The sequence below is a fragment of the Microcystis sp. LSC13-02 genome, assembly GCA_002282935.1.
Classification (GTDB): Bacteria; Cyanobacteriota; Cyanobacteriia; order Cyanobacteriales; family Microcystaceae; genus Microcystis.
Window position 1 is genome coordinate 1 of the sequence record MTBT01000062.1, and the last position, 26,569, is coordinate 26,569.

The following is a 26,569-nucleotide window of genomic DNA, read 5'->3' on the forward strand; positions in this document are numbered from 1 at the left end:
TATCCTCCTGTGTTTTTTTCGATAACGCTTCTAAATTTCTACTCAGATTATACAATAAGTTTAAAGAAGCCGATTTTAGAGGAGCATTCGGTGATAATCTCTCTAATTCATCGATAGCTCTCTCTCTTGTTCATCCTCTACTATTTTTCTAATCGGAGACTACTGGCTACTGACTCCTAACCCTAACAACAATTTTTGATTTTTGCCGCAAACCCTAAATAATCTTCCAGTTGCCGTTTGCCAGGCTCAGAACTAGGATAGGAAAGAACGAGGCATTAATGCAGCAAGAGAGGCTTATACTGTGACCAATGTAGCGATCGATGTCCGATTAACCGAGACTTCTCTGTGGCAATGGCAAATATGGCAAGGATTGCCCTATCTTACCTGTAGTCTCCTAGAGGACTGGTCCCACGGCTTTTTTACCCGTCATTATTACCCCCAAACCCCGGAAGCTTTTACGGCTGCTCTGGGGACAAATGTACCGGTTTATCGGGTTAAACAGGTACATGGCGATCGCCTATTAAATCCCCAAGGGATTACTAACCCGGAAATTGTTGAAGCGGATGGAATTATCACCGATGCTTCCGGTCAAGGGATTTGGGTGGCCAGTGCTGATTGTACGCCCGTACTAATAGGCGATCGCTCTACTGGTGTTGGGGTGGCGATTCATTCTGGATGGAGAGGGACGGCCAAAAGGATAGTTCCCAAAGCAGTAAAGCAGTTATTAAACTCCGGTAGTTGTTTAGATAACTTAGTGCTGGCCCTGGGGCCGGCAATTGCCGGGGAAGTGTATCAAGTAGAGACAGAAGTTGCCGCAGAAGTGGGTTTAAGTTTATTCCCCCAAGAAACCAATCCCGACCAAATTCTGGCGAATTTATTTAACCTGTCCCCCTCCCCCTTATTTGCTGACGAGGAAAAAGGAAAAGTGCGCTTAGACGTGCGACGGGTGATTTATCATCAACTACAACAGTTAGGAATTAGGGATGAACAAATTGCAATCGCTCCTTTTTGTACCTATCAACAAGAGGATCATTTTTTCTCCTATCGTCGGGAAAAAGCCAAAAAAATTCAATGGTCTGGCATAGTTAGCCGTTAATAACTCGGTGGACATTCTCACTCAAGAATTCGCCCTTTCTTTTCACTGATTACTGATTACTGCTCACTGATAACTGAAAAATCCCCCCCCTCTCCCATGCGTATTGTTTTTTTCGGAACCCCGACTTTTGCTGTTCCCACCCTAAAAAAATTATTAGCCAATCCCGATATAGAAGTAATTGCCGTCGTTACCCAACCGGACAAGCGCCGGGGAAGGGGTAATCAATTAATCCCCTCACCAGTGAAACAAATAGCCATAGAACAGCAAATACCGGTTTGGCAGCCCAAAAGTGTCAAAAAAAACGCTCGAACCTTAGATTTTCTCAGACAATCGCGAGCGGATGCCTTTGTGGTGGTTGCCTACGGACAAATTCTCTCCCCAGAAATTCTAGAGATGCCGAGATTAGGCTGTATTAACGTTCATGGCTCAATTTTACCGAAATATCGGGGAGCAGCCCCCGTGCAGTGGTGCATCGCTAGGGGAGAAAAAGAAACCGGCATTACCACCATGTTAATGGATGCGGGCATGGATACCGGACCGATGCTACTGAAAGCCTACACCCCGATCGCCCTTTTTGACAATGCCGAACAGGTGGGAGCAACCCTAGGACAAATAGGGGCGGATTTGCTCCTAGAAACCCTCTCTAAGCTCGATCGAGCAGAAATTACCCCAATTCCTCAAAATAACGACGATGCCACCTATGCCCCTTTAATTCAAAAATCTGACTATCTAATCCACTGGCAAGATTCGGGCCGGAGAATTCACGATCGAGTCCGGGGTTTTTATCCTAATGCGCTAACCACTTTCCGGGGACAACCTCTAAAAGTGATGGCGACTATTCCCCTAGACGATCCTAGTCAACTGCCTCGAGAATTACAGACAAAAGACCTTTCTCATCTAAGCGGAGAAGTGGGATCGATCGTGGCTCTCTGGAAAAATTTCGGGCCGGTAGTGCAGACGGGTGAGGGTTTATTATTATTAAAAGAAGTGCAATTATCGGGAAAATCACCGCGTTCTGGTGGGGATTTGGTCAATGGTTCCCGTTTAACTATCGGTGAGATTTTCGGTCAATAGTTTTCGGGGTATGGCTTTCCTTTGCTCCTCTATGCTTCACCGGTGAAGATTTTTTTCAACCGGCGAAAGCGATCGGAATAACTTCTCAATACTTTGACCGCAAACATGGGGGTTTCCTGTACGGCAAATAAAAACTGCGGTTGATTGAGACAGGCTAATTTACAATCAGTTTTGGCAATAGCTGTGGATTCTCGCAGTTTATCTGGGTGCAGGAGCGATCCTACTCCGAACACATCCCCTTTTTCTAGAGTTTCTATCAATTGTTCCTTGATATACATCTCCACTTCTCCGCTAAGAATACCGTACATTAACTCGCCCTCCGTGCCATCGGCAAAAATAACTTCACCAGCTGGAAAAGTGCGATCGGGATGATTTTCGAGAATTTTAATCGTCTCTACGGGACTTAACATGATTTAACAATAATTTTTCGGGTTATCTCTCCTATTTTCCGATATATTGAACTCCCCGATCATCGTTTTTGTATGTAAGAACACTTGAAACTTCTCTACCTGACAAAGATTCGGTTTGATTCTCAGAAATGCTTTGTTTAATCCTTGTCGGGGAGAGAAAATTTCTGTCTTCATACCTTTATCCTCTTCCTACCCAATCCGATTTTTCAGTCTATTTTTTTCTCTCTTATCTTCGCTGAAAAACCCTATATATATGGGCGCACGGATTCCGATTATACATAAAGTATAAAGCAAGTCTCGCCATTTGTCAAGGGTTTTCTGAAAATCTCCCCCACTTCCCACTTCCTTGAGAAAATACCTAGTTTAAAACTGTTCGATCGCTTCTTGGGTGATTTCTGCGATCGCTGCTAAACTGGGACTAACTTGGCCGATATCGGTGGATAACCAAAGAAGATACTCGACGTTACCCGCAGGTCCGGTAATGGGAGACCAAGTTAAACCCCGATAGAACCATCCTAAGACTTCGGCGGCCTGTAAAACCTGAAAAATCGCCCCCGCTTGGTCTTGGTGGTCGCGAACTACCCCTTTTTTGCCGACTTTTTCCCGTCCCACCTCGAATTGGGGTTTGACCAATAAAATCGCTTCTCGCGGTGGATTTAATAGCGTCCACAGGGTCGGTAAAACTTTGGTCAAAGAAATAAAGGACAGATCCATAACTGCTAAATCGGCGGGTTTTTCCTGTCCGTATAACTTTTCCGGGGTTAAATAGCGAAAATTAGTTCTTTCTAGTAAAATAACCCGTTCATCCTGCCGTAAACTCCACGCCACTTGTCCATAACCCACATCAACCCCATAAACCCGTTTTGCCCCTTTTTGCAAGAGACAATCGGTAAATCCCCCCGTGGAAATGCCTCCATCTAAACAAATGCGATCGCAGACATCGATGGCAAACAATTCTAAGGCCTTAGCTAATTTTTCGCCCCCCCTTGACAAATAGGGCAGTTTCTGCTTAACCTCGATCGCCGCTTCTGGATCGATTTCTGTGGCCGGTTTATCGATGATTTGATGATTGACTTTCACTTCTCCAGCGCGAATTAATCGCTGTGCCTGTTGACGGGAATCACAGAGATTTTTGGCTACTAATAATAAATCTAATCTTTGTTTCGGCAAGGAAGGCCTCCCAATAATCAGCGCCTAATTCTAAAAAATACCTTATTTTTCCGCAAGCAATCCCAGAAGGAAGATTATAAGTAAGGAGAGGGGTAAGCGAAACCCATCAGCTACATTTTCGCTGCCATCCCGATATTTTATGGATAAAGATACTCGATTCGCCATTTTAGTTATTGGCATCCCCTTTCTAGGACTAGCTTACTGTGGCTTGATTTTTGCCGTGATGATCTATTGGGTGTGGGCCCGGGAACATCCCGTGACCATGGCCACTTTTTTCGTCCTTGCTCCTTCTTTGATTTCTGGCTCTATCTGGCTGTTAGCCTCCTATAAAGCCCGCCAAAAGGAGCGTTTGGGGTTATAATTGTATAATTGGCAAGACTATCCCATTGGCCTCTAGAGAACAACTAATGTGGGGCAATGTGGGGGTGAATTGCCTTCCCGCTCCCCTAGATAACTTGTTCTTATCACCACAACTAGGGGAGAGCCTTAAAGATTAGATATTTTTCTGGTGATAGTGAGCATCAAAGGTTTCCAAGTAAGACTGATTAAATAACCCAATCCTGCCACTAAAATAATTGTCGCCCCTGAGGTGAGATTTAAACTATAGGATAACCACAAACCCACTAAAGTAAAGACAATTCCTAAAATAATCGCTAGGATCATCATTCCCTTCATATTTTTAACAAATTGTCCACTGATAGCGGCGGGAATAGTTAGTAAAGCAATTACCATAATTAATCCTACCACCTGCATTACTGCGACAATAGTTAAAGCGGTTATTCCCATTAAACCTAAGTAAATTATCTCCACGGGAATATTGCGAATAATCGCAAAGGTTTCATCAAAAGATATGGCTAACAACTCTTTATAAAAGATACTAACTAAGGTTATAATTAATATGTCTATGCCCGCCATTATCCATAAATCATCCCTCGGTACAGTTAAAATACTACCGAAAAGATAACTCATTAAATCAGCTTTATAACCGGGGGTTAAATCAATAAAAATTACCCCAATCGCCATACCAATCGCCCACATCACCCCGATTAAAGTATCAGATCTCTCCCGGATGCGACGCTGTAAAAAACCCATGCCTAAAGCCGAAAAAAAGGTAAAAAATATCGCCCCCACCAGGGGATTAATCCCAAAAAAATAACCGATTCCTATGCCTCCATAGGCAGCGTGAGCGATTCCACCACTGATAAAAACCACGCGATTAACTACTACCAAAGTACCAACAATCCCACAGGCAATACTAACTAATATTCCTGCGGCGATGGCATGGCGCATAAAATCAAATTGTAAGACCTCTAGCATAGGGTGTTGGGAAGTGGGGTGTGGGGTGTGGGGAGCTTTTTCAGTAAACAGTAATCAGTAAACAGTAAACTAAAAACTCACATCTGATAACTGATAACTGATAACTGATAACTGATAACTGATTATTGATAACTCTCAATTACTTGACGAAATTCGCTTTTTTGTTTGACTCCGCGCATTTCTTTTACTAATTCCCGCTCCTTAAAGAATTGTACCGTGGGAGTACCAGTTACTTGACCCATTTTGGCAATTTCTGGGTCAGCTTCGATGTCAATTTCCACAAAATAAATTTTGCCATCGTACTCATCGACCACTTTATCTAAAATCGGTTTCAGGGTTTTACAGGGGCCACAGGTGGGAGAAACATATTTTACCATTAACAAGCGATCGCAATCGTGGAATAATTTCCGCAAAGCATAACCCCCAACGTGACGGGTTTTGTTAATATCAAAAGTTTCCTCCGTATCGGCCGGGGTTTCGCTAACAGTTTTCGTCTCGTAATGTTCAGAAGTGGCTGATTGACGGTATTCTTGGATTAAATTATGCTCCGATAACCATCTTTCTGCCAATAACGCCGCCATACACCCCGTACCTGCGGCAGTGATGGCCTGACGGTATTCGTGGTCCTGCACATCTCCTGCGGCAAAAACCCCCTCGACGCTGGTAGCAACAGTCCCTGGTTTGACTTTCACATAACCCACCTCGTCTAATTCTAGTTGTCCTTGGAATAGGGAAGTATTGGGAGTGTGACCGACGGCATAAAATAACCCTCTAACGGCTAATTCGCTGATTTCTCCCGTTTGCGAGTTTTTAATGCGTAATCCTGCCATTTTACTGCCTGTACCGAACACATCCACCGCTTGGGTATGAAAATGAACGGTAACTTTCGGATTATTTAACACCCGGTCTTGCATTGCTTTCGAGGCGCGCATCGCTTCCCCGCGTACCAATAAATGGACGTGAGAGCCGTATTTAGTCAAATATACGGCTTCTTCCGCCGCCGAGTCACCGCCACCAATCACAGCGAGGTTTTCCTCTCTAAATATCGGTGTAGCACCGTCACAGATAGCACAAGCGGAAATCCCGTTACTCCAGAATTGAGCTTCGCTGGGTAATCCTAAGCGTTTGGCAGTGGCTCCCGTGGCGATAATAATACTATTGGCCTTAACTTCCCGGTCGGTGGAACGAATGGTAAAAGGACGCTGACTTAAATCCACCGAGATAACATCTTCGGTATAACATTCCGTCCCCCATCTTTCGGCCTGTTCTTTCATTCTTTCCATGAGCTTCGGACCGGTGATTCCTTCGGCAAAACCGGGGAAATTTTCTACTTCTGTGGTGGTCATCAATTGTCCACCCGGAATGCCTCCCGCTTGGAAACCCTCAAACATCAAGGGTTTTAAGTTCGCACGCGCCGCATAAATCGCCGCCGTATATCCCGCGGGTCCCGAACCAATAATGACTAAATTCTCGACAGTCATAACCGTAAATGCAACTCATAACGACTACGCTTTTTAGTATAGCAGATAATGTCGGGTGGGTTAGACGACGATAAGTTAGATAACCAGAGTTCGGGATAAGCAACAACCCTGATTCTCCTCTAGAAGTCATGGCAAAATTTCCTTAACCCGAACTGACACCAGGATAGAGGGGGGAAGGTGATCTCCCACGAGCTATCGATTACCGACATTTAAAGCACGAGAGAGTGATAAAATCGAGTTTTTTGGGAAAATTATCGAAAAATTTGACGAGTTATACCAGTATTTTTCTAATTTTTGGTAATGCTCGCCCACCAATTCGCCAGAGGATGTTCTCGCGGGGGTGAATATCGTCCTTTGACTCGAACCGATTTGAGAACGTTTTTCAAATCTTGATCGCTAATCTTCTTTTTTTCCGCCCAATATTGCAGAATTTCAGGAGTCGAGAGGATTTCTAGGTTTGGTTTTTCCCGTCGAAATAAGTTCGTTGCCTGTTTGTCATCCGTCGCAATTGCCCAGCCTCTGGAAATAGCGATCGCTCCGCTTGCCGACTCTCCATCATCTTTTAAAATAGCGACATAATTGACAAAAAGATCAGTTTCTGATTCGGATTCAAAATCAACAATTTGGATGATTTCGTTATTAACCGATTCATCTAGCTGGAGTCTGTCACTTTTTTCAAAGCGATCGAAGTTAATCAATTCCTCTTCCCAAACTGTTTGCGCGATCATAATTTGAATGGGAATAGCCGTAATGATTTTTAAAAAACAACCAGAAGCTATCAGATTAAAAACACAACAGGCATCGAAAACAATAGGGGAGGATCGCTTCAGCATAAGGTTAATAGCCTCTCCCCCACTTATTTGATTTTAGTTAAATCAATATCTCTGTAGTCTTCGGTTAATTCCTGTGATGGTTCACGCAATATCTCGGCGAGCCGACGAGCTTCTAGGCGATCAACACCTAAAAAATGAGCGAAAGCACCTTCAGTAATTAGTTCTCGATTGTAAGCCTCGATCGCTAAACGTTGATAATGAGTAGGAGTTAAATCGTAGGATTTATTAGGATTATTTTCTAAGCCTAGTTCCTGTTGCGCTTTTCGGATTTTAAATCCACTATCTTTTAATCTGTTATAAGTACCCGATGGCAGCAATTGCATTTCTTCCAATCGATAGCATAGTGCTTGTACCGAAACACCGTAGTAATGAGCTAAGTGAATTAAATGGGTAGGAGTAAATTTACCTTGCGATCGTTTAATATCATTATAACGTTTCAGTAAGCTACTGGTGGGCATGAGAAAATATTTCGGAAAAGCTTCCGCCAATTGTTCACTTTTAGGCATTCTTTGATATTCATCGAGATAATCGATCACGGGATGATAACGATGGGCTAAAAAATGGAGATAACCGTGCGCTAATGACCACAGTTGACGTTCTTGCGGATGATTGGCATTAATCGCCATACAAGCTCCTACGGTTTCATTATAGCTATACATTTCGGAGCATTTCGATTGGGAAGGCATGGGCAGATAAAAAATTCTGATCCCCACTTCTTGTTCTAAAATCTCTCGTAATAGCGGAATAGGTTTATCTCCTAAACCTAATCGTTGTCTTTCCGCATTGGCGATACTTTCGGCGATAATATTAATGGGAAAAGTATCATCTAGATGATATTCGGGGGGATAGTTACGGGGTAAAGGCGACTTCATTAGTTCTTCTAATTCAAGGTAATTTTGACAGAATTCTTGGAAGCGCAAGATCACAGACTGTACTTCCGTTTTTTCCGCTTCACCACGACGAGAAGCGGAACGAAACTGTACCTCGAAAGATTCAATCGGAGGGGTTAAGACAAGAAAATCACTAACACTTTTACCGTAAGCGCGAGCAAGTTTTACTAATTCTGAGGATTTGAGACGGCGCTCCCCTTTTTCAATTGCCACTAGGGTTGTCCACGCCACATCGATAATTTTTGCCGCCGCTTCTTGCGTCATGCTGCGCTGTTCTCGCGCTTGTTTGAGTCGTTTTCCTAAGTCGTAGGGATTGATGTGCTCGAGGATATTATTCGTCATGATTGTAATTCTCGATTTTCGTTAAATAAAGTTAGTTTTTATAGCCTGTATTACAATAAGGATGGGTAACTTGTCCATTATCTACATTTGCCGAACCGCCATCTCGTTTGCGTTTTTTATGATCGATGGAAATAGAGTTACAGTGAATCAGTCCGTTGCAAATTTGACAACGCGGAGCTTTTGAAAATGTTTCCAAAATAAAAATTTCACTCTTTTGGTCTTGACTAAAATTTTGTGATACTGCTGATGTTGAAGTTGGCAAATCATGGCGATATTCGATTTTTAAGTAATCAAGATTATTATTTTTTCCAATATCTTCTAGAATAAAATTTATTTCTTTATTACTCTTTAAACCTTCAACAATTTTCAACCAAAACTCAGCAATAAGTCTATAGCTTTTTTGAACAGAGCGATATTTGCTCATGATTTGGGAAACCAAGTAATTATGCTCAAATAAAAATTGCTCAAATTTTGCTCGGATATCTATGAAGTCATTTAAATGCTTTGTTTCTACTAGCTTGATAACAAAATAAACAGTTGCGAGAAAAGAAACCGTACGGTATCTTCCGGTTCGAGAATAACAATACAGTAACGGATGCAAGCCAAGAGACGAAGCATGATTACTATTAAACCGTTTAGCAACTTTTTTAGCTTGTTTCAAAAAATTTATCGTTGTTTCTCCTGTTTCATCATTCTTAATATTTGGATTTTCATCTTCAACATGATTGGCAATATTAACAAAAGTGAGAATCATGGATAAGGTTTCATTAGAGTATAGCTTTCCGCACACTGGCAAATCTAAAGTTTTAATAGGAGTTTGTAGAGGTGGTTGAAATAGCATATCATTAATCTCTATTAGCCAGTTTTTCTACTTGACACTGCTTTTCTTTGGAAAATCTTGACCAATATTTATGCCCCGTTCCACTATTTATAATTGCTCGTGTTGCAATACTATTTGGGTTTCTTCTGGATCTCAACAGCTTAATTTCAGTTGTATCAAGCGGAGTAGATTGTTGATTGATTTTAAAAAAGGAATCTTCAGCTTTTTCTGAATTTCCTTCAACCCATTGAAGCTGAATGGCTAATACTCCTAGCTCTCTAGCATTCTTGACAATATCATCCCTAACTTTATCTGGCTTTTCTAAAGCTAGTTTGAAGTTCTGATACGATCCAACTTTTTTATCGATCAGTTTTCTGGTTCTATCGGCTATATTTAATTGTTCATCAGGAACAATACCATTATAAAAAGGCTTTGATATTACACCGTCTCCGTAGTCATCATTTACCCACGCTATCAATGAACTTAATCGATGACTGCCATCTATAACAAAAATTAATCCACTTTCACTACGCCATAAAATAATAGCTGGGATCAAATCACCTTCTACGAAACTTTTAATAAACTGACATACTCGTTCTTGATCCCATTCATTCGTCTCTCTTTGAAAGTCGGGCTTACGAACAACGGGAAAAAAAAATGAATCAGGTGTAATATCCCTAATAGCGATAGACTCTATTTTCTTAATTGCTTTAGTGCTGGCTGTGATTTCAAAGTCTTCTCGCGGAATTAAAGCATCCAGATTAACTGTAACCATAAGTCTGTCGTGCGGGTAGAGAAAGGTAATAATGTCGTATAGGCGATCTCTTAATATATTAACTCTTTTATGCTGACATTGTTAGAAATTTACGGGGTTTTTGCAGGGTGAGAGCATCTCAAAAGCTATTGACAATTGGCCAATTTTGTGATCTGCATGAGCATTTCAGGTGATACCAGTCAATCAGAATAGTTACGAAATCTTAACATTTGGTCGATTTTTGCTTAACAATTGAGATGGCAAATTCTCCTCAAATATTCCTGAATCGTGGGTAAACAACCCACATAAAGTTCATTTTGTCAAGGATTGTTAAGATGCGCTTGCCCTGGCAACTGAATTTTCCCCGGTAGAGGTTCCTGGCGGGAGTTATGGGGATATTGGTCATCGATTAAATCCTCTAAAGTTTTGGCAATAAGTTCAACAAAGCTATTTTTGTGAACTTTTGCCAGTTTTTTGAAAGAGCGCTCGAAGTTGTCAGAAGATTCAATCGAGAAGGGAATTGAGCCAGTCATGCACCTATGACCATTGTAGAAGAAATTGACAATTAGTACAAGTGTATGAAGAAAGCTTAACAATGCTCATGGGGTAATGGGGGAAGTTTTAATATTTGTCGTCACTCACTCTACCAGTGGGTAAAGTCTGCCGCAAATTGAGATAGGGATAACAGCTTAATACGGGTATCTTGAGCAACTTTTTGGCGCATTTGAGCGGTATTATATCCCCAATCGGCTAAATATAAGCCCACATCGTTTAAATCTGCTTGTTGTTGCACTAATTCCAAAGCATCGAGACGATCCTCGACAAACCACAAATTAGCGGGAGATTCGGGTAAATCAGCCAGTATTTGCTGAATAGTCAGGTATTTCGGCTGTTTAATCTCTTTGCCAATTAATCTCGCTTCGGGAAAATTAATTGCTACTTTTTGTAACAGTTGCTTGACAAAACGACTTTCTTTTGTAGTGATGATATAAACCAAAAAATCCGAGTCTAAAAGAGAGGCCAGGCGATCGATTGCGGGTTGATAAAATTGATGTAAGGCTAACCAAGACTCTAGATCCGACTCAATCCATCGATCCCTAAGACCATCGAGAGCATTTGAGAGAACTTTTTTCGCTATTTTCTCCCTTTCTAGCAGATTTTGCCGAATTGACGGCCAATTATTTAAAGCTTCCTCGTCGGGAATACCGAGAACGAGCGATCGCAACAGTAAGGGCATTTCCCAACCGGTTTCGATAACGGGACGAAGTTGCGAAAACCTAGGGAAAAAATCCTCGGGAATTATTTCCGGCCAAAGGGTTTCATAGGTGCGTTTGCTAATCTGAAAATACTCGATCATGCCATCACAAAGAACACCATCAAAATCCAGTGCCAGAATGCGGGGGAATTGATTCATAAATGCTGGTTTAATCTTAATAATGGCAGTATAGCGCAGCTATTAGCTATTCTTGGCTTCATCGTTGACATAACATAGCTGTCTGATGATTTCTGTAACAGAATTTTTCAATCCCTCTACATGAATCCAGCCCACATATACAGCATATACGATATTTTGGTGATTGTCCTGTATATAAACATGATGGACACGATATAAATCTGAGCTTAAATAAATATAACCACTAGCATCTTTAAATTTACCTTCTAGTAATATTTTTTCTTTTAAAGGTTTCATTTTTACCACATCTTTAGTTACTCCAGATATTTTGGCTATTCTTTGTATGGCAAGATCAACACAGGTGTTATTACTGTAACTATTACCATGATTATAATCCTGCTGACCGAAATAAATTGTCTCTACGATATTTTTGGCTACTTTATCTGATGCTAGGTAATAGGTATGAGCATTAAGGGAATTTAAGACAACGGCAGCAATTTCTACAGAATCAAAAATATTGCCGGTCGCTTCTAGATAATAATCGCTCATCAAAATCTTGGATACATCGGTTATAGAATCAAAAAGAGGACGAATTGGATAAGCGATAATATCGGAGGAATTGATTAGATTATTCCAGAGCAAACGCTGACTTTGATGCTGGCTAATAAATTTTTCAATTTGATTGTTATCAATGCCTAGAGTTAGATTTAAAAATGGGATCGGTGAACCCATCGTTGTTACACTAAATAGGGAAAGTTTGCCCCGTTCTTTACCGATAAGATCACGAATTTCATGAGCGGGATCTTTAGGGTCAAAACGCTCAGAAAATAACAGATACCAAAGGATTACAGTACCCAAAGAATGGGCCACTATATGTAATTCGGTTTCCTGGGGATAAGCTTGAACAAGATCGATTAATTGATCGGCAATAATGCGGCGAATTTGGTTTCCTCGATCGCTCCCTAAATAGCTAAATGCGTCACCGATAAAATAAGATAAATACTCTTTTCTAAAATTTTGATAGCGAAAGGATTGCTCGGGGTTAAAATTACTATTTTTCTGTTTTTTTGTCTGTAATTCTTGCTCGATATCTCGCCATAATTTTTCGGTTCCTTTGAGAACATTTCCCCAAAATCCCGGATAACAGTAGGGAATCGCCCGATTTTTGCGTTTACATTCTTCTTCAATTAGTTTAATTAATTTATTGGCATAACTAGCCTCTCTTGTTGCCACTCCATGAATAAAGTAAATAAGCATAATAGATTTATCTCAATAAGCGGCGATCGGAATCTCTCTTAATATACCCTTCTAGCTTCAGAAAATATCAGGATGGAACGAGATATGGTAATGCAGAAGTTATCCTCTTTGTCAAGAGATGGTGGGTTACGCATTGCTAATCTATAGGATGATATTCATTTGGAATAATTGCGGTGGGTTACGCGTTGCTAACCCACCCTACTGGACTAATTGATTGAGGAGATGAAGTTAAATAAAGTTACCTGCCACCAGATTATTACTATTAACTATTAATCATTTAGGTTTACTGGCGAAATTGCCGAAAAATAATTATCAGAGTTTATCTTTATTTGAGGGGTAGTTTTGTAGATGTTAACTAGGTTAAAGATGGCATAGCCAACGGATAATTGAAACCAGTTGATTATCATTGGTTAAGTTACCGGCATTGGTGAGTTTTTTCGTCTCTAATTGCTGATAAATTTCCCTAGCCATTTTTGGTTCAATAGCAGCGCCGATAAAAAAAGTATAAGGATGCTTAGAGATTTTTCTAAAAGCATCATCAATTCTCTGCAAAGCAGTACGAGCAGTTTTCCAATGTTCATCTGCTCCTGGGGGATCAATCCCACCTTTTAATTCTCCCAAAGCAATGTATAAATCAGGAGATTGTAAGGTTTGTTTTTTGATTTTTTGATTAGCTAATTGCGTCGAATCACATTTTAAAAGGCACAAATCAATATTGTTGTTATTAACAAGGGGAACATTGACATTATAAATTATTGTTCTTGGTTGGCTGTTATTTAACCAGCTAACACCTCTAACCAAGATTTCTAGATTAGGTGTCATTTCTTCAGCTTCTCTCCATTGATTATTACTAGAATTGAGCCAATCATAAGCAATCCCTGCTACTCTTAAAGTTGCTAATAGAGAACGAGTAAATTTACTTTGAGCTAAGGAGCCACCTGCATTTCTCATGATTCCTCCTAAAGTGTCACCCCGAATCAATAGAAATCTATAGACTAACTCCTCGACAAAATTAGTCCCCGCAGGTTCCAGAAAATTGACAATTAATTCTTGAATTGCTTCTACCTTGTCTTGGGGATGTAAATAATTTTTAGCTTTATCAGAAATTCCCGATGCAGTTAATAAAGCCGCTTGAATATCTGGGATGTTTAGTAACTCTCTAGGATTGTTTACGGTTTGGGCAATAATTTTTAAGGTTCTTGCTTCTGCAATTAAAGGAGTAGCTCTCTGATTTTTTTCTAAGGCTAGAGCAATAAATCCTGAACGGATAGCTTCATAGGTAGTCTCCAAATCACAACTTTGGTTTAAATGCAAGAGATAGGGTTTTTCCATTAAGGCTTTCTCCACACATAAATACATTTTCTTAAAGATTCTCTACCATGACATCCCATTTGCTGACTACTATTACCTTTTCCATTAGGAACTACTAAAATATTTTCTACTTTAAATCCAATTTCTTCAGCAATTTTTGACAAAATTAAATCTACAGAAATACTAGCTCCCGCATAACGAACGTTATCATTAATCATACAGAAAATACCAGAGGATTTCATAACCCGAAAGCATTCATAAATTAGACAAGACATTTCCAGAAAATACCCCCTGATCATCCGAGGAATACCATGGTTATTTAAGGCCTTGCTTGATTTTAATTCCTCTAAATAATCCAGGACACTTTCTAATAATTTTTGACGATCAGTTATGGCAATGACTGGCGACCATTGTTCATTTATTTTTAGTAACTCTTTGGGTTTATTTTCAACAGTGCAACTAAGCATTTGTTGACGTAATTGTTTTAATTGTAGTTGATCTATTCCCAATAGAGCCAATTCCAAAGCGTAGATACGAGTATAATCATAGCGATTACAATAAGGAGGAGAAGTAATAATAGAATCGTATTTTTCTGAGGAAATCTCTGGCAAAATCTCAAGACAAGAACCTTGATATAGTTGAATTTTTCCCTGAGGATAATCTCTAGAAAAAAGTTCCAATTGTTGCTGACTAGGCTCTAAATCTGCGAGAATTTCTCTTAACTTGCTATGGAGGGCAATTTTAAAGTCTAAAATTTCCCCTTTGTCAAATATATTTTTGCCCTGTTGTCTCCCAGAACGATAATCCCAACGCAGGTATTGACCATCTTTTCTAGTATAGCTAATTGATTCGAGAATAGAAAGTAAGGCAAATTTTAAGATCCCTTGCACTCGCTCATTCTCTTGGGCAATCAACCCTAAGTAACTTTCTATACAAGCCTGATTTTCTTGGGGATATGCTCCTTGAGTAATTGGTAATTCTAATAACTTAACTTTGTAATCTACCTGTTGCCAAAGGCTATGGTTAGACCAATACTCTAGACGATATATATCATCACTATTTAAGCCATTTTCTAAAATTTGTCTAGTAATAATTAATTCCTGTCCAATCGGCAATAGTTCTATTCCATCTGCTGATAAACCCCTGGACGCCGCCGCAAATAAAGTTGTTCCGCTGCCAGCAAAAGGGTCTAGTATTTTTCCTTGTTTGATACCATATTTTTCTAGAAGATAAACTATCAGATCAACGGAAAAACCCTCTTTATATTTATACCAGCGATATAATAGGTTGATTCTTATTACCTTGAAAACTCACTAGGGTACGAGATAATTGCTCAGAATCAAGTAATTTGTCTTGAAAATAATTAAATAACTCTCGATCGAGATTGTTGATTTCTAACAATCTTTCTGCTACATTAACTGGACTATTAATCATTTAGGTTTACTGGCGAAATTGCCGAAAAATAATTATCAGAGTTTATCTTTATTTGACTTGTAATTTTAATCAGTGGGGAAAGGGCGATACTTAAGGATTAATTCTCGCACCGATTCCCCTAGATTTAATCTCAATCCCCTAGACAAATACCCAAACCCCTGGCGGTTTTGACTAAAGTTTCTTCGGGATCGACGACGCGATAGGTTTTAATCGCCTCCTCAATGGGAACACTGACCACTTGCCGATTTTGCCAGGCCACCATGCGATCGAATTCTTCCCGGGCGATCAGATCCACGGCCGCAACGCCAAAAGCCGCCCCCAGTAAGCGATCCATTGGAGAAGGAATACCCCCCCGTTGAATGTGGCCCAGGAAAGTCACTCTCGTTTCGGCCCCGGTTTCCCTGGCAACTTCTTCGGCTAAATAGCGACCGATACCCCCGAGACGATCTTCCCCTAGGGCTTTCTTTTGTGATAGGCGATCGCCGGTTTCCGTACGCACAGCCTCGGAGACAATAATCAGAGAAAACTGTTTATCCATACGCTGCCGTTGCCGGATCTTCTCGCAGATATTCTCTAATCGGTAGGGAATTTCGGGAATGAGAATGATATCGGCCCCCCCCGCAATACCGGCAGCCAGGGCGATATGGCCGGCATCTCTACCCATAACTTCTAGAATCATCACCCGGTTATGACTAGCGGCGGTAAAATGGAGGCGATCGAGGGCTTCTGTGGCGATATTAGTAGCTGTATCGAAGCCGATGGAGACTTCTGTAGCTCCCACATCATTATCGATGGTTTTGGGGATACCAATCAGATTAATGCCTCCCTGTTGGGCAATACGGCGCAAAATCGCCAGACTACCATCGCCACCGATGCCGATCAGGGCATCCAGTCCCAGACTATGATAGCCGTCAATGATTTCCTGAGAGCGATCGATCAGGGTTCCATCCGGCATCGGGAAAGCGAAGGGATCCCCCTTATTGGTAGTACCGAGAATTGTTCCCCCCATCACCAACAGGCGATCGACTCCTTCAATATCAAAGATAGTGGTTTTTGGGGGACGGTTAATTAATCCGTTAGTTGCTTCTCGAATACCCACCACTTCCCAGCCATAATTGCCACTGGCATGGTGGACAACGGCACGAATGGCGGCATTTAAACCCGCACAGTCACCACCACTGGTGAGAAGTCCAATTCGTTTTTTTTCACCCATAGGTTTTTGTTAGGAGATTAACAAATCTATATTTAGGGAAAAGTTGCAGATAATGCCTGAAAATTAAGAAAGTTTCTAGATCGTCCCTGACAGCTAGGGGAAAAATCGGGATATTCTGGTTTCTGTGTGGAAACGAGTTTTATACTGATAGTTTCTTCCGCAAAATAGTCCTAATACTAAATCCGTTGAATATAGGCTACATATCAGGAGAGTCACTCCACTTGCGGGAGTGACTCTTAAATGATTACAGATGTGTCAGCAGCTGCGTGTAAGCATCTCACCGAAAAACTAATGCGCGGGGGTTTGGGGGCGGCGCCACGCCCCCAACGGGGGGTTTGGGGGGTAGAACCCCCCAAAAGCTTGGATTGAGTGATCAAGTCGGAAGTAATACTAAATCCGTTGGGTATAGGCTAAATATCAGGAGAGGCACTCATGCAAAAGGGGGAATAAATAATCAGTTTTTAATAACCAGATTTAGTATAAAAGTTCTGCCCGATAAGCACTTCAGGATTCCATAAGCAAAAATTATCACACAAAGTCGAGAAGATCCAAAACCGAAAAATCCGCCCCCATCCCCTCAGTAATCGATCACGAGCAGGGTATGCAGGGCGACACGGATTCCCATTATACTAGAAAGTATATAGCAATCTTAGGGTATTTGTCAACCCTAATGTACGATAAATTTTCTGATAACTGATAGCCGATCAATTTAACTATTTACTGCTTGCTGAAGACGGGATATATCCCAACCTTTTTGATTGAGAAGTAGCCAAGACTGCATTAAATCTGGACCGTGTAACTCCCCCATCAAAGCGGCGCGCAGAGACTTCATCACTAGACCTTTTTTAACCCGATGGGCTTTAGTTGTTGTCTCAACAATCCCCTTAGCAACTTCTCCAGTCAAATCGGGAGTAATAGCGGCGAGAATATCCTTGATAATATCCTTAACTCCCTCTAATTGTAATTGACTTAAAGCCTCCTGATTATAATTAGCCAGAGGGGTTAAAAGTAGGCGACTTTCGGCGACAGCATCGCTTAAACGAGTTAAACTCGGACCGATGAGAGTAGCCAATCCGATCAACCAAGCTCGATCGGTTTCAGCATCAAAATTATACCCTGCTTCTTGCCAGTAGGGGAGAAGTAAAGGCACTAATTCCTCACCGCTTAAACGATGGAGATATTGACTATTAATCCAATCCAATTTAGTCCAGTCAAATTTTGCCCCCGCTTTATTTACCCGTTCTAAACTAAACACTTCAGCGGCCGTTTCAAGGGTAAAAATTTCTTCAGTGGAATCGGGAGGAGTCCAACCGAGGAGAGTCATGTAATTAACCAAAGCTTGCGGCAGAAAACCCAGTTTTCGGAAATCCTCGATCGAAGTTACTCCATCCCGTTTAGATAACTTACGACCCTCCTGATTTAAGATCAAAGGAGTGTGGGCAAACTCCGGCACTTTTGCCCCTAAAGCTTCGTATAAAAGAATTTGTTTAGCCGTATTAGCGATGTGATCTTCCCCACGAATAACATGGGTAATTGCCATATCGATATCATCAACAACTACCGCTAAATTATAGAGAGGCTGACCAAAGTTTTCCTCGGCATTTTCGCAGGTACGAGCGATCACCATATCTCCCCCTAAATCACTACCTTTCCAGATAACTTTTTCCCGGATTAAATCCTGCCAAATAATTTCTCGATCGTCATCAATAATAAAACGAATTACTGCTTTTCTCCCCCCTTGCTCAAATTGCGCTTGTTGTTCGGGGGTGAGATAACGATGACGATTATCGTAACGGGGGGCAAGATTGCGGGCTTTTTGTTCTTCCCGCATTTTTTCCAATTCTTCCGGGGTACAATAACAACGATAGGCTAAACCTCGATCGAGCAGGGTTTGAATGGCCTGACGATAATAATTAAGGCGTTGAGTTTGAAAAAAAGGACCTTCATCCCAATTCAGTCCTAACCATTGTAGGCCCGCTTGAATATTTTCCGTATATTCTGGTCGAGAACGTTCTAAATCTGTATCTTCCACGCGCAAGATAAATTTCCCCCGGTGATGATGGGCAAAAAGCCAGTTAAACACGGCTGTGCGCGCTGTTCCAATGTGTAAATTTCCTGTGGGACTGGGGGCAATACGAACTCTCACTGTCACGATTTAACTCCTAGATTTTTTGCGGCAACGATATCCCATATTATTGCAAATTCACCTAGGCCAACTCGCGAAATTAAGACAGTTTTCAGCCAGGGTTGCCAGCAGCAATTATCAGTTCTTTTGTACCGATTAAGCTCGGATTGTTAGCCCTGAGTAACCGCACTGGGCAGCCGGAGAACAATAAAACATCTTGGGGAATGTAAAAATATATAAAAGTATGTGAAGATGTGCGGAATGTCGGTTATAAATTTTGGAGATGTCTATTGGTTTTATCTCTGAGCTTGCGATTAATCACAATGTTTGAAACTCTATTATCTTCGATTTTGCTTACCCAGTCTAATTATATCTATCTGACTCCCACTAATAAGGTGGCAGTGCAGAGAAGAATTGTCGAAAAAAGTTTTAGTTCCGATCCTCAGATTAATCCTAGCGAAATCTCCAGTATTTTGAATCTTCAGCCCCAATGTGGTGCGAATCCTGCTAATTCTGGTTCTTCGGTTTTTGTTATGCAATGGACGGGGTTATAAGGAATGAAACCCTTATAGAGAGGGACATTGCCGCGATTTTTGTCAATTGTCAATTTATGTCACCCGATCGAACCATACCAAGTAACGAAGAACCCTAATTCTCAGATTCAATGCACTTGGAAAGAAGGAAATAGACAAATAAAAGCCTATTGGTTAAAACCTTGGCGCTTTCAGCGCTGGGAATCTAGGGGATTCTAGCTATATGTTGAGGTAATATCAGTTCTCAAAATGAATAGCTACCAAAGGGTGCGGGAGTCTCCCTCTCCGGGGAGAGGGGTTGAGAGAGAGATATTTTAGTACCCGTATTATTTCGGTAATTTAGGCAGCGATTAAAGATTTGCTCAAAAGTTGCCAACGAAAATATCTTTCCCCACCCAATTCGAGGACAAATTTTAACCGGGGTTCCTGTTGACTAAGATTAATTAAGTATTGTTTTTCTTCCGAGGACAAAACAAAACTTTCAATAATCCAAATCACTAAACCTTTAGATTTGGGGGGTAAATTTTCCAATTGATAGGTAGCAATGGGAGGAATAAAATAAACCGGTCCCACGGCTGCTTCCTGACCAATATTTTTTTTACCTAAATGGGGGGGACGGACTCCATGAATGCCGGTAAGATAGGCACTTAAATCGCCTAGACCTCTAGCGGTGATATGCAGGACATTGTAACCAGTGGCCCGTAAACGTCTTTGATAGCGTCCCTCGTAACCCCCTTCTAAGGGTGCGTAAACGCCTAAAGCACCGTATTGTTCCAGATCGCGAATAAATGGTTTTCCCGTGGTCAGTAGTGCCATAGCTAGTAAAAAAATCTTTTTCCCTATAATCGCACGTTTTGTTAAGTTGTGCGTCAGCTGAACAAAGAAAGACTTAAGATCAAAGATAGAGAGAGACAATCGCTACTCTCCCAAGGAGGTAATATGTTTCACGATCTCCTTTATCCCAACGGACTGCTTTATATCCTGATTAAACTAACTGTTTTAGCTTTAGCAGTCTTGCTCTGGTTTACGGTCGTTTCGGCCCCGGCTGTCTGAAAAAAATCCTGCTCTTGTCGCAGGTTAGCCTTGTCTTCTACAATTAGCGTTCTATGCAATGCCTGAATTTTGTCGATGACTCCTGTTAAATTGCCGATCGATCCTTTTCTGAAACCCAACCTAACTACTAAGCTCCTAGTAGTTGGGTTGGTATTGACAATTATTTTTATCCTGATTGCCCTGTTTTCGCCCCTTCTGCAAGCGATCGGACTGATTCAGGATTCAACCGACATTTTAAGCAATTATCCCCTACAAGCCCCCAGTTCTGCCCATTGGTTCGGGACGAATGTGCGCGGTTATGATGTCTTTTCCCGCACCCTATTCGGGGCCCAGGCGGCCTTGTCCGTGGTATTTTTGGCCACAGGATTATCTTTGGTCATCGGGGTTCCTTTAGGGTTAATTAGCGGTTATTTGGGGGGTAAGATCGATCGCGTTCTCCTCTTTCTCATGGATACCCTCTACACCTTGCCGGGGTTATTATTATCGGTGGCTCTCGCCTTCGTCTTGGGTCGTGGTATCTTCAATGTAGCGATCGCTGTTAGCATTGCCTATATTCCCCAATATTTTCGCGTGGTCAGAAATCAAACCGCCAGCGTTAAAAATGAGTTATTCATCGAAGCAGCGCGAGCGATCGGGGCCAGTCCTAGCCGTATATTATCAAAATATCTTTTCTTTAATGTCGTCCAGAGTGTCCCGGTTCTGTTTACACTCAACGCGGCGGATGCGATCCTTGTTTTAGGCGGTTTAGGCTTTTTAGGCTTAGGATTACCGGAAGAAGTGCCGGAATGGGGTCATGATCTCAAGGAAGCTTTGGCGGATTTATCTACAGGTATCTGGTGGACCACTTTATTTCCCGGATTAGCAATGACCACGATGGTGGTGGGTTTATCCCTCTTGGGAGAGGGGTTAAGTGAAATTTTTAACCCCCTGAGTCGTAAACGCTAAAAGCGAGGTCAGAGTTCGAGACACCCTCAGCCTCTCTGTCCGGTAACGATGTAAGATACCCTTTGGGCGATATTGGTGGCGTGATCGGCCATGCGTTCCAGATGACGGATTAGCAAAGCCATCAGCAGGATTGGTTCCACCACACCCTTAATATCTCTTTGATGGGCGAGAGTGTGATAAAGATGCTCATAGGCTCGATCGACCGTATTATCTAGTTCTTTGACCTTTGGACCCGCTTCTTGATCGAGGTCGGCCAGGGCGACAAGGCTCGTGGCTAACATATACTGAGCATGGTGGGACATAGCCTCGATCTCACTCATACAATCGTGAGGAGTATAGGCGAATAATTTGAGCGCTATTTCAGCCAAATCCTTGGCATAATCGCCGATACGCTCCAAATCGCGCACTAATTGCATAAAAGCACTTAACAGCCGCAAATCTTGAGCTACGGGAGCCTGTAGCGTCATGAGAGTGGCACAATCTAACTCGATTTGACGGTAGTAGCGATCGATTTCCTGATCGAGGGGGGCGATTTTTTTCGCCATTTCCAAATCCCTAGCAAAAAGGGATTGATGGCTAAGACGAAAGGATTCTTCGACCAAGGTTCCCATTCTCAGCACATCCTGTTCCAATCGCTGGAGAGAACGAGCGAAATAGGTGCGATCGGGATGATTGGTTTCTTTGGATAGGCTCACGGTCGGATTCGCTTAACATAAAACTACTCTTTCTCTACAGTCATAACAAGAAAATTTTAGATTTTGCACAGTTGTCTAGAGAACTTGACAGATTTTTTGGGGGATAGGGGTTGGGGGATGGGGAAATGGGGGAAATTCAACTAATACCCCCACACCCATCACCTCACCTAATTTTTTTGACGGGGGAGAGTGACTTGTAGGCGAGCGCCGCCGGTGTTAGGATCATTTTGAGCGACGATCGAACCGCCATGGGCTTGAATAATCTCTTTAGCAATCGATAAACCTAAACCGGTACTATAATCCTTTGTGCCTTGTTTTTGACGGGTGCGGGAAGGATCACCGCGAAAGAGGCGATCAAAAACGTAGGGTAGATCCGCTTCGTTAAATCCTTTACCGTTGTCGATAACGTCAATTTTTAGCCATTTTTTCCCGATAGTATCGGATATTTCTCGAATTTCTAGGCGAATTTTCCCCTGATCGGGACTATACTTAATGGCATTATCAAAGAGATTCAGGAAAACTTGCAGCAGACGAGAGTGATCAACTTCCAGCGTCCAATCCACCGGAGAGGAATAATCTAAGCTAATCTGTTTTTGGTCCGCTAAAGGGGTGACAGTCTGCCAAGCGGTGGTGATTAGCTCCTGTAGATTAATCATCTGGTATTGTAAATATCGCCCCGCATCCGCTTGTAATTGACTGATTTCTAGCCAATCGCACACTAATTGGCTCAAACGCTCCACTTCTTTCGCCATTTGTTCTAACCAGCGTCTTTCGGGAGCTTGGAGGCGTTTCTGTAAAGCTTCGGTAAGGAGAGAAATGGAGGTTAAGGGAGTGCGTAACTCGTGAGTTAAGTCAGAGAAAGCTCGCTCGCGATTTTGCGATAATTCCACTAAAGGCTGTCTATTTTCGATAAATACAGCGATTTCACCTTCTGGTAAGGGATAACCGTAACCCTTCAAGGCAATCGATTTAGGAGCAGTCACTTGGCGATCGCTAATGGGGGTGACAGGATAATTAGTCGGGTAAAAAGTCCAAGTTTGCACCTGTGGACTCTGTTTTTGGCGAGTTTCTTGAATTAATTGATCTAATTCGTAGGAGCGCACTAATTCCAGCAGCAGACGCACTTGCTCCGGTTGCCAGCGATCGAGTTTTAAGAGGGTAATTGCCTGTTGATTGCACCAGAGCAGTCGATTATCGGCATCTATATGAAGATAGGCGATCGGCGCTCGTTCTAGCAAGGATTTCTGAATTTCTAAGCTCTTTTCTCGCTCTTGCAGACTTTGGGAGAGAAACTGTAATTCTCGACGCACCAGGGAGGTAACGGGAAAAGAGGCCGACAAATCCACCGAATCCGAGAGAGCGCTCAGGGTTCGCTTTAACTCTCTATTTAAGCGTGAGACTTGCCAGTAACAAATACTCAAACCTAAAACTACTCCGAAAATAAAAGCGAAAATAGTCATTATCCCAGCAAGCGGCGATCGCTAAACTTGAAAATATAATCGCTCACCTAGCCAAAACGATAACCGAAACCGCGTACAGTAATCAGGTATTCTGGTTGACTGGGATCGATTTCCAGTTTTTCCCGTAACCAGCGAATGTGAACATCGACGGTTTTAGTGTCTCCTAAAAAATCCGGTCCCCAAATTTGTTCAATTAATTGATCTCTTGACCAAACTCGGCGCGGATAACTCATAAATAGGTCTAGGAGACGGAATTCTTTAGGAGAAAGGTTAATTTCTTCATCTCGCACCTTCACCCGACATTCCTGGGTATAGAGAAGAACATCGCGGAATTTTCGCACGGGAGCGGCAGCTAGGGAAGTAAATCCTTGACGACGAATGAGAGCGCGACAACGAGCGACTAATTCGCGCATACTAAAGGGTTTAGTCAGATAATCATCGGCACCCACTTCTAAACCCAAAACTCGATCGGTTTCGCTGGCCTTAGCACTTAAGATTAAAATCGGGATAATATTGCCGTGATAGCGCAACAGACGACAGATATCAAGACCGTTGATTTGCGGTAACATTAAATCCAAAACGACCAAATCAAAACGAGACTCACCGTGATTAGATTCTTGACTTTGCAGTAGTTCTAGGGCAGCGCGACCATCACTAACACCGAGCGCCTCGTAACCTTCTTCTTCCAAAGCCAAAATAATCATATCCCGAATCACTTCTTCATCTTCCACGATTAAAATCCGATGATTGGGAACGAAATTCGTACTCGCCGACAAGGGGGGGTTGTCAAGGGTTAACATAAAAATACTTGATTATTCGTCCTAATTTTATCTCAATTTGTCAACCTGCACTCGTCTTGGAAGGCTGGAGCCGAATGTTATTACAGTTATCTACATGGTTAGAGGTGGAATCCTATCTAGAACAATCTCAGGGAATTATTATTCCTATCGGTTCCACGGAACAACACGGGCCGACGGGACTGATTGGTACAGATGCTCTATGTGCGGAGGCGATCGCTAAAGGAGTGGGGAAACAGGTACAAGCAATGGTAGCACCGACCTTAAATGTTGGTATGGCCCTACATCATACGGCTTTCCCCGGTACAATTAGCCTTCGTCCTAGCACTTTGATTCAAGTAATCCTCGACTATGTAACTTGTTTAGCTAGAGCCGGTTTTCGTCAATTTTTCTTTATTAATGGTCACGGGGGTAATATTGCTACCCTAAAAGCCGCTTTTGCGGAAACCTATTATCATTTGGATTCCCTTAATTTACCTAACACAAACGAGGTTAAATGTCAAGTGGCCAATTGGTTTATGGTGCGAGAAGTTTATCTTTTAGCCAAAGAATTGTATGGAGATCAGGAGGGTTCCCACGCTACACCAAGCGAAGTGGCGTTAACTCAGTATCTTTACCCTGAGAGTCTTAAAAACGCCTTTTTATCCGAAAAAGTGGCTTCTGGTCATGGTATTTACGGTGCGGCTAATTTTCGCCAAAATTATCCCGATGGTCGTATGGGTTCCAATCCTGCTTTAGCGACTCCCGAACACGGTCAGAGGTTCTATGAATTAGCCGTGAAAGAATTGAGTAATACTTATCTAGGGTTTGCTGAATAAATCTAAAAACCTTGTTGTAGAAGACTTTTAGACTTTTTTCCCCTCAAAAAGTGCCAGCCCTTGCAGTGGTCGGGGGGAAAATTCAGGGACTTTTTCCCTGAAAATTAGGTAATTGACCCCCTCAAAATCGGTAAAACCCTACACCCCACACCCCACACCCTGCCACCACCGAAAAACTTTTTGCCGCAAACCCTATCTAGGGTCTGCTGAAAAAGTTTTTCGGTGGGGGTAGGAGTCAGGAGTCAGGAGTCAGTAGCCGGTCGTTTCAGGCTTTGTTGCCCTTCAAAAGCTTTATTTTAAAAGGGTTTTACCATTATTCAGCAAACCCTATCTAGAATGGCTCTCTTGTCCTGTGTCTAAGTTGATTAGTGACTAGGCCACCGAGACCCGGAATAATTTAACTGTCACCCTATAGACAAAACTTAAATATCCAAGGAGAAAATTGATGATTACCACCACTGACAATAACTCCAATCAACCTCTGGCTAGTTTGCGGGAAATACAAGAACTTTCCATCGCAATTGCAGCCAAAAGCCTCAATCCCGCCATGCTAACGGTTGATTTCCTCAAATATTCGGGAATAGTTCCCCCCGACTGGGAATTAAATGGCCAACCGGTACTCAATCCTAATTACGCTCAAGTTAATTTTCAAAATGGTATCAGCATCGTCGCCCAACCCCGGAAAATTACCTTTGTGGAGATAATTAACTCTCCCGATAGCCTGAACCTGAAACTGCCAGAAATTGTTGGTTTATATCTAGATAAACTCCCTTTGGCCGAATATCAAGCCCTGGGTATCGCGCCGAAAAGTATTGTTCCTCTCCCTGGTAGCCCCGATGCCGCTAAAAAATACATCACCGAAACTCTTCTGGCCCCCGGTCCCTGGCACAATTTCGGTACAGCCCCTCTACAAGCCAGCATCAATCTACTTTATCAGTTAGAAACCTCTCAGCTATCCCTGGCGATTAACGAGGCAAAATTGCAATTACCCGATGGCCAAACCTTAGCGGCGCTATTATTTGCCGGTAACTTTAACTATAATCTGGCCGAGGGTAGCGATCGATTAAATCTGCTCAAACAATATCTGGGACAATGGCAAAAAGATCTAGAGATTTTCCGAGAATTAGTCACCCAGCGTTTTCTGGAAAGACAACTCCCGGTTTTCCCCTCTAATATCAATCTGCCCCTAGGACCCCAAGGTGGACTGTAATCAGTCATCAGTCAATATTTAGGGACTTGCGCTTTGATAATGTCCCATTGGCTCTTCGTTACTTGTTATGGTTCGATAGGGGGGCATAAATCGACTAAATCCTTATCTGGCAAGAGACTTAATTGATTAGTTCGCTCT

The 26,569-nt window shown here is 42.1% G+C and carries 27 protein-coding genes and 2 pseudogenes; 7 read left to right on the top strand and 22 right to left on the bottom strand.

Annotated features, from left to right (window positions below):
- Positions 1 to 130, bottom strand: a pseudogene (locus tag BGL89_RS21440) (DUF4351 domain-containing protein); the annotation flags it as partial.
- Positions 131 to 301: 171 nt separating this feature from the next.
- Here BGL89_RS21440 and pgeF point away from each other — a divergent pair.
- Together pgeF and fmt are read left to right on the top strand one after the other, a co-directional pair.
- Complete coding sequence (gene pgeF, locus BGL89_RS03635; protein WP_286824487.1) at positions 302 to 1,096, top strand: peptidoglycan editing factor PgeF; 795 nt, start codon at positions 302 to 304, stop codon at positions 1,094 to 1,096.
- Between the two features lie 96 nt (positions 1,097 to 1,192).
- Positions 1,193 to 2,170, top strand: a complete 978-nt coding sequence (gene fmt / locus BGL89_RS03640) for a methionyl-tRNA formyltransferase (RefSeq protein ID WP_286824488.1) — start codon at positions 1,193 to 1,195, stop codon at positions 2,168 to 2,170.
- A 29-nt stretch (positions 2,171 to 2,199) separates the two neighbouring features.
- Here the strand turns inward: fmt and BGL89_RS03645 are convergent, their stop codons facing one another.
- On the bottom strand, positions 2,200 to 2,580 hold the full coding sequence (locus BGL89_RS03645; protein ID WP_286824489.1) for a cyclic nucleotide-binding domain-containing protein: 381 nt from the start codon (positions 2,578 to 2,580) through the stop codon (positions 2,200 to 2,202).
- 363 nt (positions 2,581 to 2,943) lie between these two features.
- Positions 2,944 to 3,750, bottom strand: coding sequence for a TlyA family RNA methyltransferase (locus tag BGL89_RS03650; RefSeq protein ID WP_286824490.1), 807 nt, complete (start codon positions 3,748 to 3,750; stop codon positions 2,944 to 2,946).
- A 139-nt stretch (positions 3,751 to 3,889) separates the two neighbouring features.
- Here BGL89_RS03650 and BGL89_RS03655 point away from each other — a divergent pair, with 139 nt between their 5' ends.
- A complete protein-coding gene (locus BGL89_RS03655; RefSeq protein ID WP_286824491.1) occupies positions 3,890 to 4,111 on the top strand; it encodes a hypothetical protein in 222 nt (73 codons plus the stop codon).
- A 125-nt stretch (positions 4,112 to 4,236) separates the two neighbouring features.
- Here BGL89_RS03655 and BGL89_RS03660 read toward each other — a convergent pair whose 3' ends face one another.
- The 15 genes and pseudogenes from BGL89_RS03660 to gltX form a co-directional block, all read right to left on the bottom strand.
- Entirely contained in the window at positions 4,237 to 5,067 is an 831-nt protein-coding gene (locus BGL89_RS03660; RefSeq protein ID WP_286824492.1) for a metal ABC transporter permease, read from the bottom strand.
- A gap of 122 nt (positions 5,068 to 5,189) precedes the next feature.
- Complete coding sequence (trxB, locus tag BGL89_RS03665) at positions 5,190 to 6,548, bottom strand: thioredoxin-disulfide reductase (RefSeq protein WP_286824494.1); 1,359 nt, start codon at positions 6,546 to 6,548, stop codon at positions 5,190 to 5,192.
- Between the two features lie 287 nt (positions 6,549 to 6,835).
- Positions 6,836 to 7,381, bottom strand: coding sequence for a PIN domain-containing protein (locus BGL89_RS03670; protein ID WP_286824495.1), 546 nt, complete (start codon positions 7,379 to 7,381; stop codon positions 6,836 to 6,838).
- Positions 7,382 to 7,404: 23 nt separating this feature from the next.
- Entirely contained in the window at positions 7,405 to 8,613 is a 1,209-nt protein-coding gene (locus BGL89_RS03675) for an XRE family transcriptional regulator (RefSeq protein ID WP_286824496.1), read from the bottom strand.
- A gap of 31 nt (positions 8,614 to 8,644) precedes the next feature.
- A complete protein-coding gene (locus BGL89_RS03680; protein ID WP_286824498.1) occupies positions 8,645 to 9,454 on the bottom strand; it encodes an HNH endonuclease signature motif containing protein in 810 nt (269 codons plus the stop codon).
- Between the two features lie 4 nt (positions 9,455 to 9,458).
- The gene (locus BGL89_RS03685) at positions 9,459 to 10,208 is read right to left on the bottom strand and encodes a DUF262 domain-containing protein (RefSeq protein ID WP_286824499.1); all 750 of its coding nucleotides are present in this window, start codon (positions 10,206 to 10,208) and stop codon (positions 9,459 to 9,461) included.
- A gap of 299 nt (positions 10,209 to 10,507) precedes the next feature.
- Complete coding sequence (locus BGL89_RS03690) at positions 10,508 to 10,720, bottom strand: hypothetical protein (RefSeq protein ID WP_261779574.1); 213 nt, start codon at positions 10,718 to 10,720, stop codon at positions 10,508 to 10,510.
- Positions 10,721 to 10,830: 110 nt separating this feature from the next.
- Positions 10,831 to 11,601 (bottom strand): HAD family hydrolase, encoded by a 771-nt coding sequence (locus BGL89_RS03695; RefSeq protein ID WP_286824500.1) that lies wholly within the window; start codon positions 11,599 to 11,601, stop codon positions 10,831 to 10,833.
- A 42-nt stretch (positions 11,602 to 11,643) separates the two neighbouring features.
- A complete protein-coding gene (locus BGL89_RS03700; RefSeq protein ID WP_286824501.1) occupies positions 11,644 to 12,837 on the bottom strand; it encodes a hypothetical protein in 1,194 nt (397 codons plus the stop codon).
- 360 nt (positions 12,838 to 13,197) lie between these two features.
- Entirely contained in the window at positions 13,198 to 14,196 is a 999-nt protein-coding gene (locus tag BGL89_RS03705; RefSeq protein WP_286824502.1) for a type II restriction endonuclease, read from the bottom strand.
- Complete coding sequence (locus BGL89_RS03710) at positions 14,169 to 15,263, bottom strand: site-specific DNA-methyltransferase (protein WP_286824503.1); 1,095 nt, start codon at positions 15,261 to 15,263, stop codon at positions 14,169 to 14,171. The genes BGL89_RS03705 and BGL89_RS03710 overlap by 28 nt, the downstream gene beginning before the upstream one ends.
- A gap of 60 nt (positions 15,264 to 15,323) precedes the next feature.
- Positions 15,324 to 15,446 (bottom strand): annotated as a pseudogene (locus tag BGL89_RS21175) (hypothetical protein); the annotation flags it as partial.
- Positions 15,415 to 15,582, bottom strand: coding sequence for a hypothetical protein (locus BGL89_RS03715; protein ID WP_286824504.1), 168 nt, complete (start codon positions 15,580 to 15,582; stop codon positions 15,415 to 15,417). The gene BGL89_RS03715 and the pseudogene BGL89_RS21175, both read right to left, overlap by 32 nt.
- A gap of 130 nt (positions 15,583 to 15,712) precedes the next feature.
- Positions 15,713 to 16,795, bottom strand: coding sequence for an ATP-dependent 6-phosphofructokinase (locus BGL89_RS03720; protein WP_286824505.1), 1,083 nt, complete (start codon positions 16,793 to 16,795; stop codon positions 15,713 to 15,715).
- 709 nt (positions 16,796 to 17,504) lie between these two features.
- A complete protein-coding gene (gltX, locus tag BGL89_RS03725; RefSeq protein ID WP_286824506.1) occupies positions 17,505 to 18,947 on the bottom strand; it encodes a glutamate--tRNA ligase in 1,443 nt (480 codons plus the stop codon).
- 296 nt (positions 18,948 to 19,243) lie between these two features.
- Here gltX and BGL89_RS03730 point away from each other — a divergent pair, with 296 nt between their 5' ends.
- On the top strand, positions 19,244 to 19,474 hold the full coding sequence (locus BGL89_RS03730; RefSeq protein WP_286824507.1) for a hypothetical protein: 231 nt from the start codon (positions 19,244 to 19,246) through the stop codon (positions 19,472 to 19,474).
- Positions 19,475 to 19,792: 318 nt separating this feature from the next.
- Here BGL89_RS03730 and BGL89_RS03735 read toward each other — a convergent pair whose 3' ends face one another.
- Positions 19,793 to 20,269: an NAD(P)H-quinone oxidoreductase subunit N gene (locus BGL89_RS03735; protein ID WP_286824508.1), complete on the bottom strand. Its 477-nt coding sequence runs from the start codon at positions 20,267 to 20,269 to the stop codon at positions 19,793 to 19,795.
- 312 nt (positions 20,270 to 20,581) lie between these two features.
- Here BGL89_RS03735 and BGL89_RS03740 point away from each other — a divergent pair, with 312 nt between their 5' ends.
- On the top strand, positions 20,582 to 21,451 hold the full coding sequence (locus BGL89_RS03740; protein WP_286824509.1) for an ABC transporter permease: 870 nt from the start codon (positions 20,582 to 20,584) through the stop codon (positions 21,449 to 21,451).
- Positions 21,452 to 21,477: 26 nt separating this feature from the next.
- Here BGL89_RS03740 and phoU read toward each other — a convergent pair whose 3' ends face one another.
- The 3 genes from phoU to BGL89_RS03755 form a co-directional block, all read right to left on the bottom strand.
- Positions 21,478 to 22,146, bottom strand: a complete 669-nt coding sequence (phoU, locus tag BGL89_RS03745) for a phosphate signaling complex protein PhoU (protein WP_286824510.1) — start codon at positions 22,144 to 22,146, stop codon at positions 21,478 to 21,480.
- A gap of 167 nt (positions 22,147 to 22,313) precedes the next feature.
- Positions 22,314 to 23,606: a sensor histidine kinase gene (locus BGL89_RS03750; protein WP_286824511.1), complete on the bottom strand. Its 1,293-nt coding sequence runs from the start codon at positions 23,604 to 23,606 to the stop codon at positions 22,314 to 22,316.
- Positions 23,607 to 23,653: 47 nt separating this feature from the next.
- On the bottom strand, positions 23,654 to 24,406 hold the full coding sequence (locus tag BGL89_RS03755) for a response regulator transcription factor (protein ID WP_286824512.1): 753 nt from the start codon (positions 24,404 to 24,406) through the stop codon (positions 23,654 to 23,656).
- A gap of 74 nt (positions 24,407 to 24,480) precedes the next feature.
- On the opposite strand from BGL89_RS03755, the gene BGL89_RS03760 reads away from it, so the two are divergent.
- Both BGL89_RS03760 and BGL89_RS03765 read left to right on the top strand, forming a co-directional pair.
- Positions 24,481 to 25,221 (top strand): creatininase family protein, encoded by a 741-nt coding sequence (locus BGL89_RS03760; RefSeq protein ID WP_286824513.1) that lies wholly within the window; start codon positions 24,481 to 24,483, stop codon positions 25,219 to 25,221.
- A 445-nt stretch (positions 25,222 to 25,666) separates the two neighbouring features.
- The gene (locus tag BGL89_RS03765; RefSeq protein ID WP_286824514.1) at positions 25,667 to 26,431 is read left to right on the top strand and encodes a hypothetical protein; all 765 of its coding nucleotides are present in this window, start codon (positions 25,667 to 25,669) and stop codon (positions 26,429 to 26,431) included.
- Positions 26,432 to 26,569: the final 138 nt, after the last annotated feature.

What these genes read in the sequence shown, in the direction of transcription:
- fmt (WP_286824488.1), top strand. Translation starts at nt 1,193, where the DNA reads ATGCGTATTGTTTTTTTCGGAACCCCGACTTTTGCTGTTCCCACCCTA.
- BGL89_RS03645 (WP_286824489.1), bottom strand. Translation starts at nt 2,580, where the DNA reads ATGTTAAGTCCCGTAGAGACGATTAAAATTCTCGAAAATCATCCCGAT.
- BGL89_RS03655 (WP_286824491.1), top strand. Translation starts at nt 3,890, where the DNA reads ATGGATAAAGATACTCGATTCGCCATTTTAGTTATTGGCATCCCCTTT.
- BGL89_RS03660 (WP_286824492.1), bottom strand. Translation starts at nt 5,067, where the DNA reads ATGCTAGAGGTCTTACAATTTGATTTTATGCGCCATGCCATCGCCGCA.
- trxB (WP_286824494.1), bottom strand. Translation starts at nt 6,548, where the DNA reads ATGACTGTCGAGAATTTAGTCATTATTGGTTCGGGACCCGCGGGATAT.
- BGL89_RS03670 (WP_286824495.1), bottom strand. Translation starts at nt 7,381, where the DNA reads ATGCTGAAGCGATCCTCCCCTATTGTTTTCGATGCCTGTTGTGTTTTT.
- BGL89_RS03675 (WP_286824496.1), bottom strand. Translation starts at nt 8,613, where the DNA reads ATGACGAATAATATCCTCGAGCACATCAATCCCTACGACTTAGGAAAA.
- BGL89_RS03680 (WP_286824498.1), bottom strand. Translation starts at nt 9,454, where the DNA reads ATGCTATTTCAACCACCTCTACAAACTCCTATTAAAACTTTAGATTTG.
- BGL89_RS03685 (WP_286824499.1), bottom strand. Translation starts at nt 10,208, where the DNA reads ATGGTTACAGTTAATCTGGATGCTTTAATTCCGCGAGAAGACTTTGAA.
- BGL89_RS03690 (WP_261779574.1), bottom strand. Translation starts at nt 10,720, where the DNA reads ATGACTGGCTCAATTCCCTTCTCGATTGAATCTTCTGACAACTTCGAG.
- BGL89_RS03695 (WP_286824500.1), bottom strand. Translation starts at nt 11,601, where the DNA reads ATGAATCAATTCCCCCGCATTCTGGCACTGGATTTTGATGGTGTTCTT.
- BGL89_RS03700 (WP_286824501.1), bottom strand. Translation starts at nt 12,837, where the DNA reads ATGCTTATTTACTTTATTCATGGAGTGGCAACAAGAGAGGCTAGTTAT.
- BGL89_RS03705 (WP_286824502.1), bottom strand. Translation starts at nt 14,196, where the DNA reads ATGTATTTATGTGTGGAGAAAGCCTTAATGGAAAAACCCTATCTCTTG.
- BGL89_RS03715 (WP_286824504.1), bottom strand. Translation starts at nt 15,582, where the DNA reads ATGATTAATAGTCCAGTTAATGTAGCAGAAAGATTGTTAGAAATCAAC.
- BGL89_RS03720 (WP_286824505.1), bottom strand. Translation starts at nt 16,795, where the DNA reads ATGGGTGAAAAAAAACGAATTGGACTTCTCACCAGTGGTGGTGACTGT.
- BGL89_RS03730 (WP_286824507.1), top strand. Translation starts at nt 19,244, where the DNA reads ATGTTTGAAACTCTATTATCTTCGATTTTGCTTACCCAGTCTAATTAT.
- BGL89_RS03735 (WP_286824508.1), bottom strand. Translation starts at nt 20,269, where the DNA reads ATGGCACTACTGACCACGGGAAAACCATTTATTCGCGATCTGGAACAA.
- BGL89_RS03740 (WP_286824509.1), top strand. Translation starts at nt 20,582, where the DNA reads ATGACTCCTGTTAAATTGCCGATCGATCCTTTTCTGAAACCCAACCTA.
- BGL89_RS03750 (WP_286824511.1), bottom strand. Translation starts at nt 23,606, where the DNA reads ATGACTATTTTCGCTTTTATTTTCGGAGTAGTTTTAGGTTTGAGTATT.
- BGL89_RS03755 (WP_286824512.1), bottom strand. Translation starts at nt 24,406, where the DNA reads ATGTTAACCCTTGACAACCCCCCCTTGTCGGCGAGTACGAATTTCGTT.
- BGL89_RS03760 (WP_286824513.1), top strand. Translation starts at nt 24,481, where the DNA reads ATGTTATTACAGTTATCTACATGGTTAGAGGTGGAATCCTATCTAGAA.
- BGL89_RS03765 (WP_286824514.1), top strand. Translation starts at nt 25,667, where the DNA reads ATGATTACCACCACTGACAATAACTCCAATCAACCTCTGGCTAGTTTG.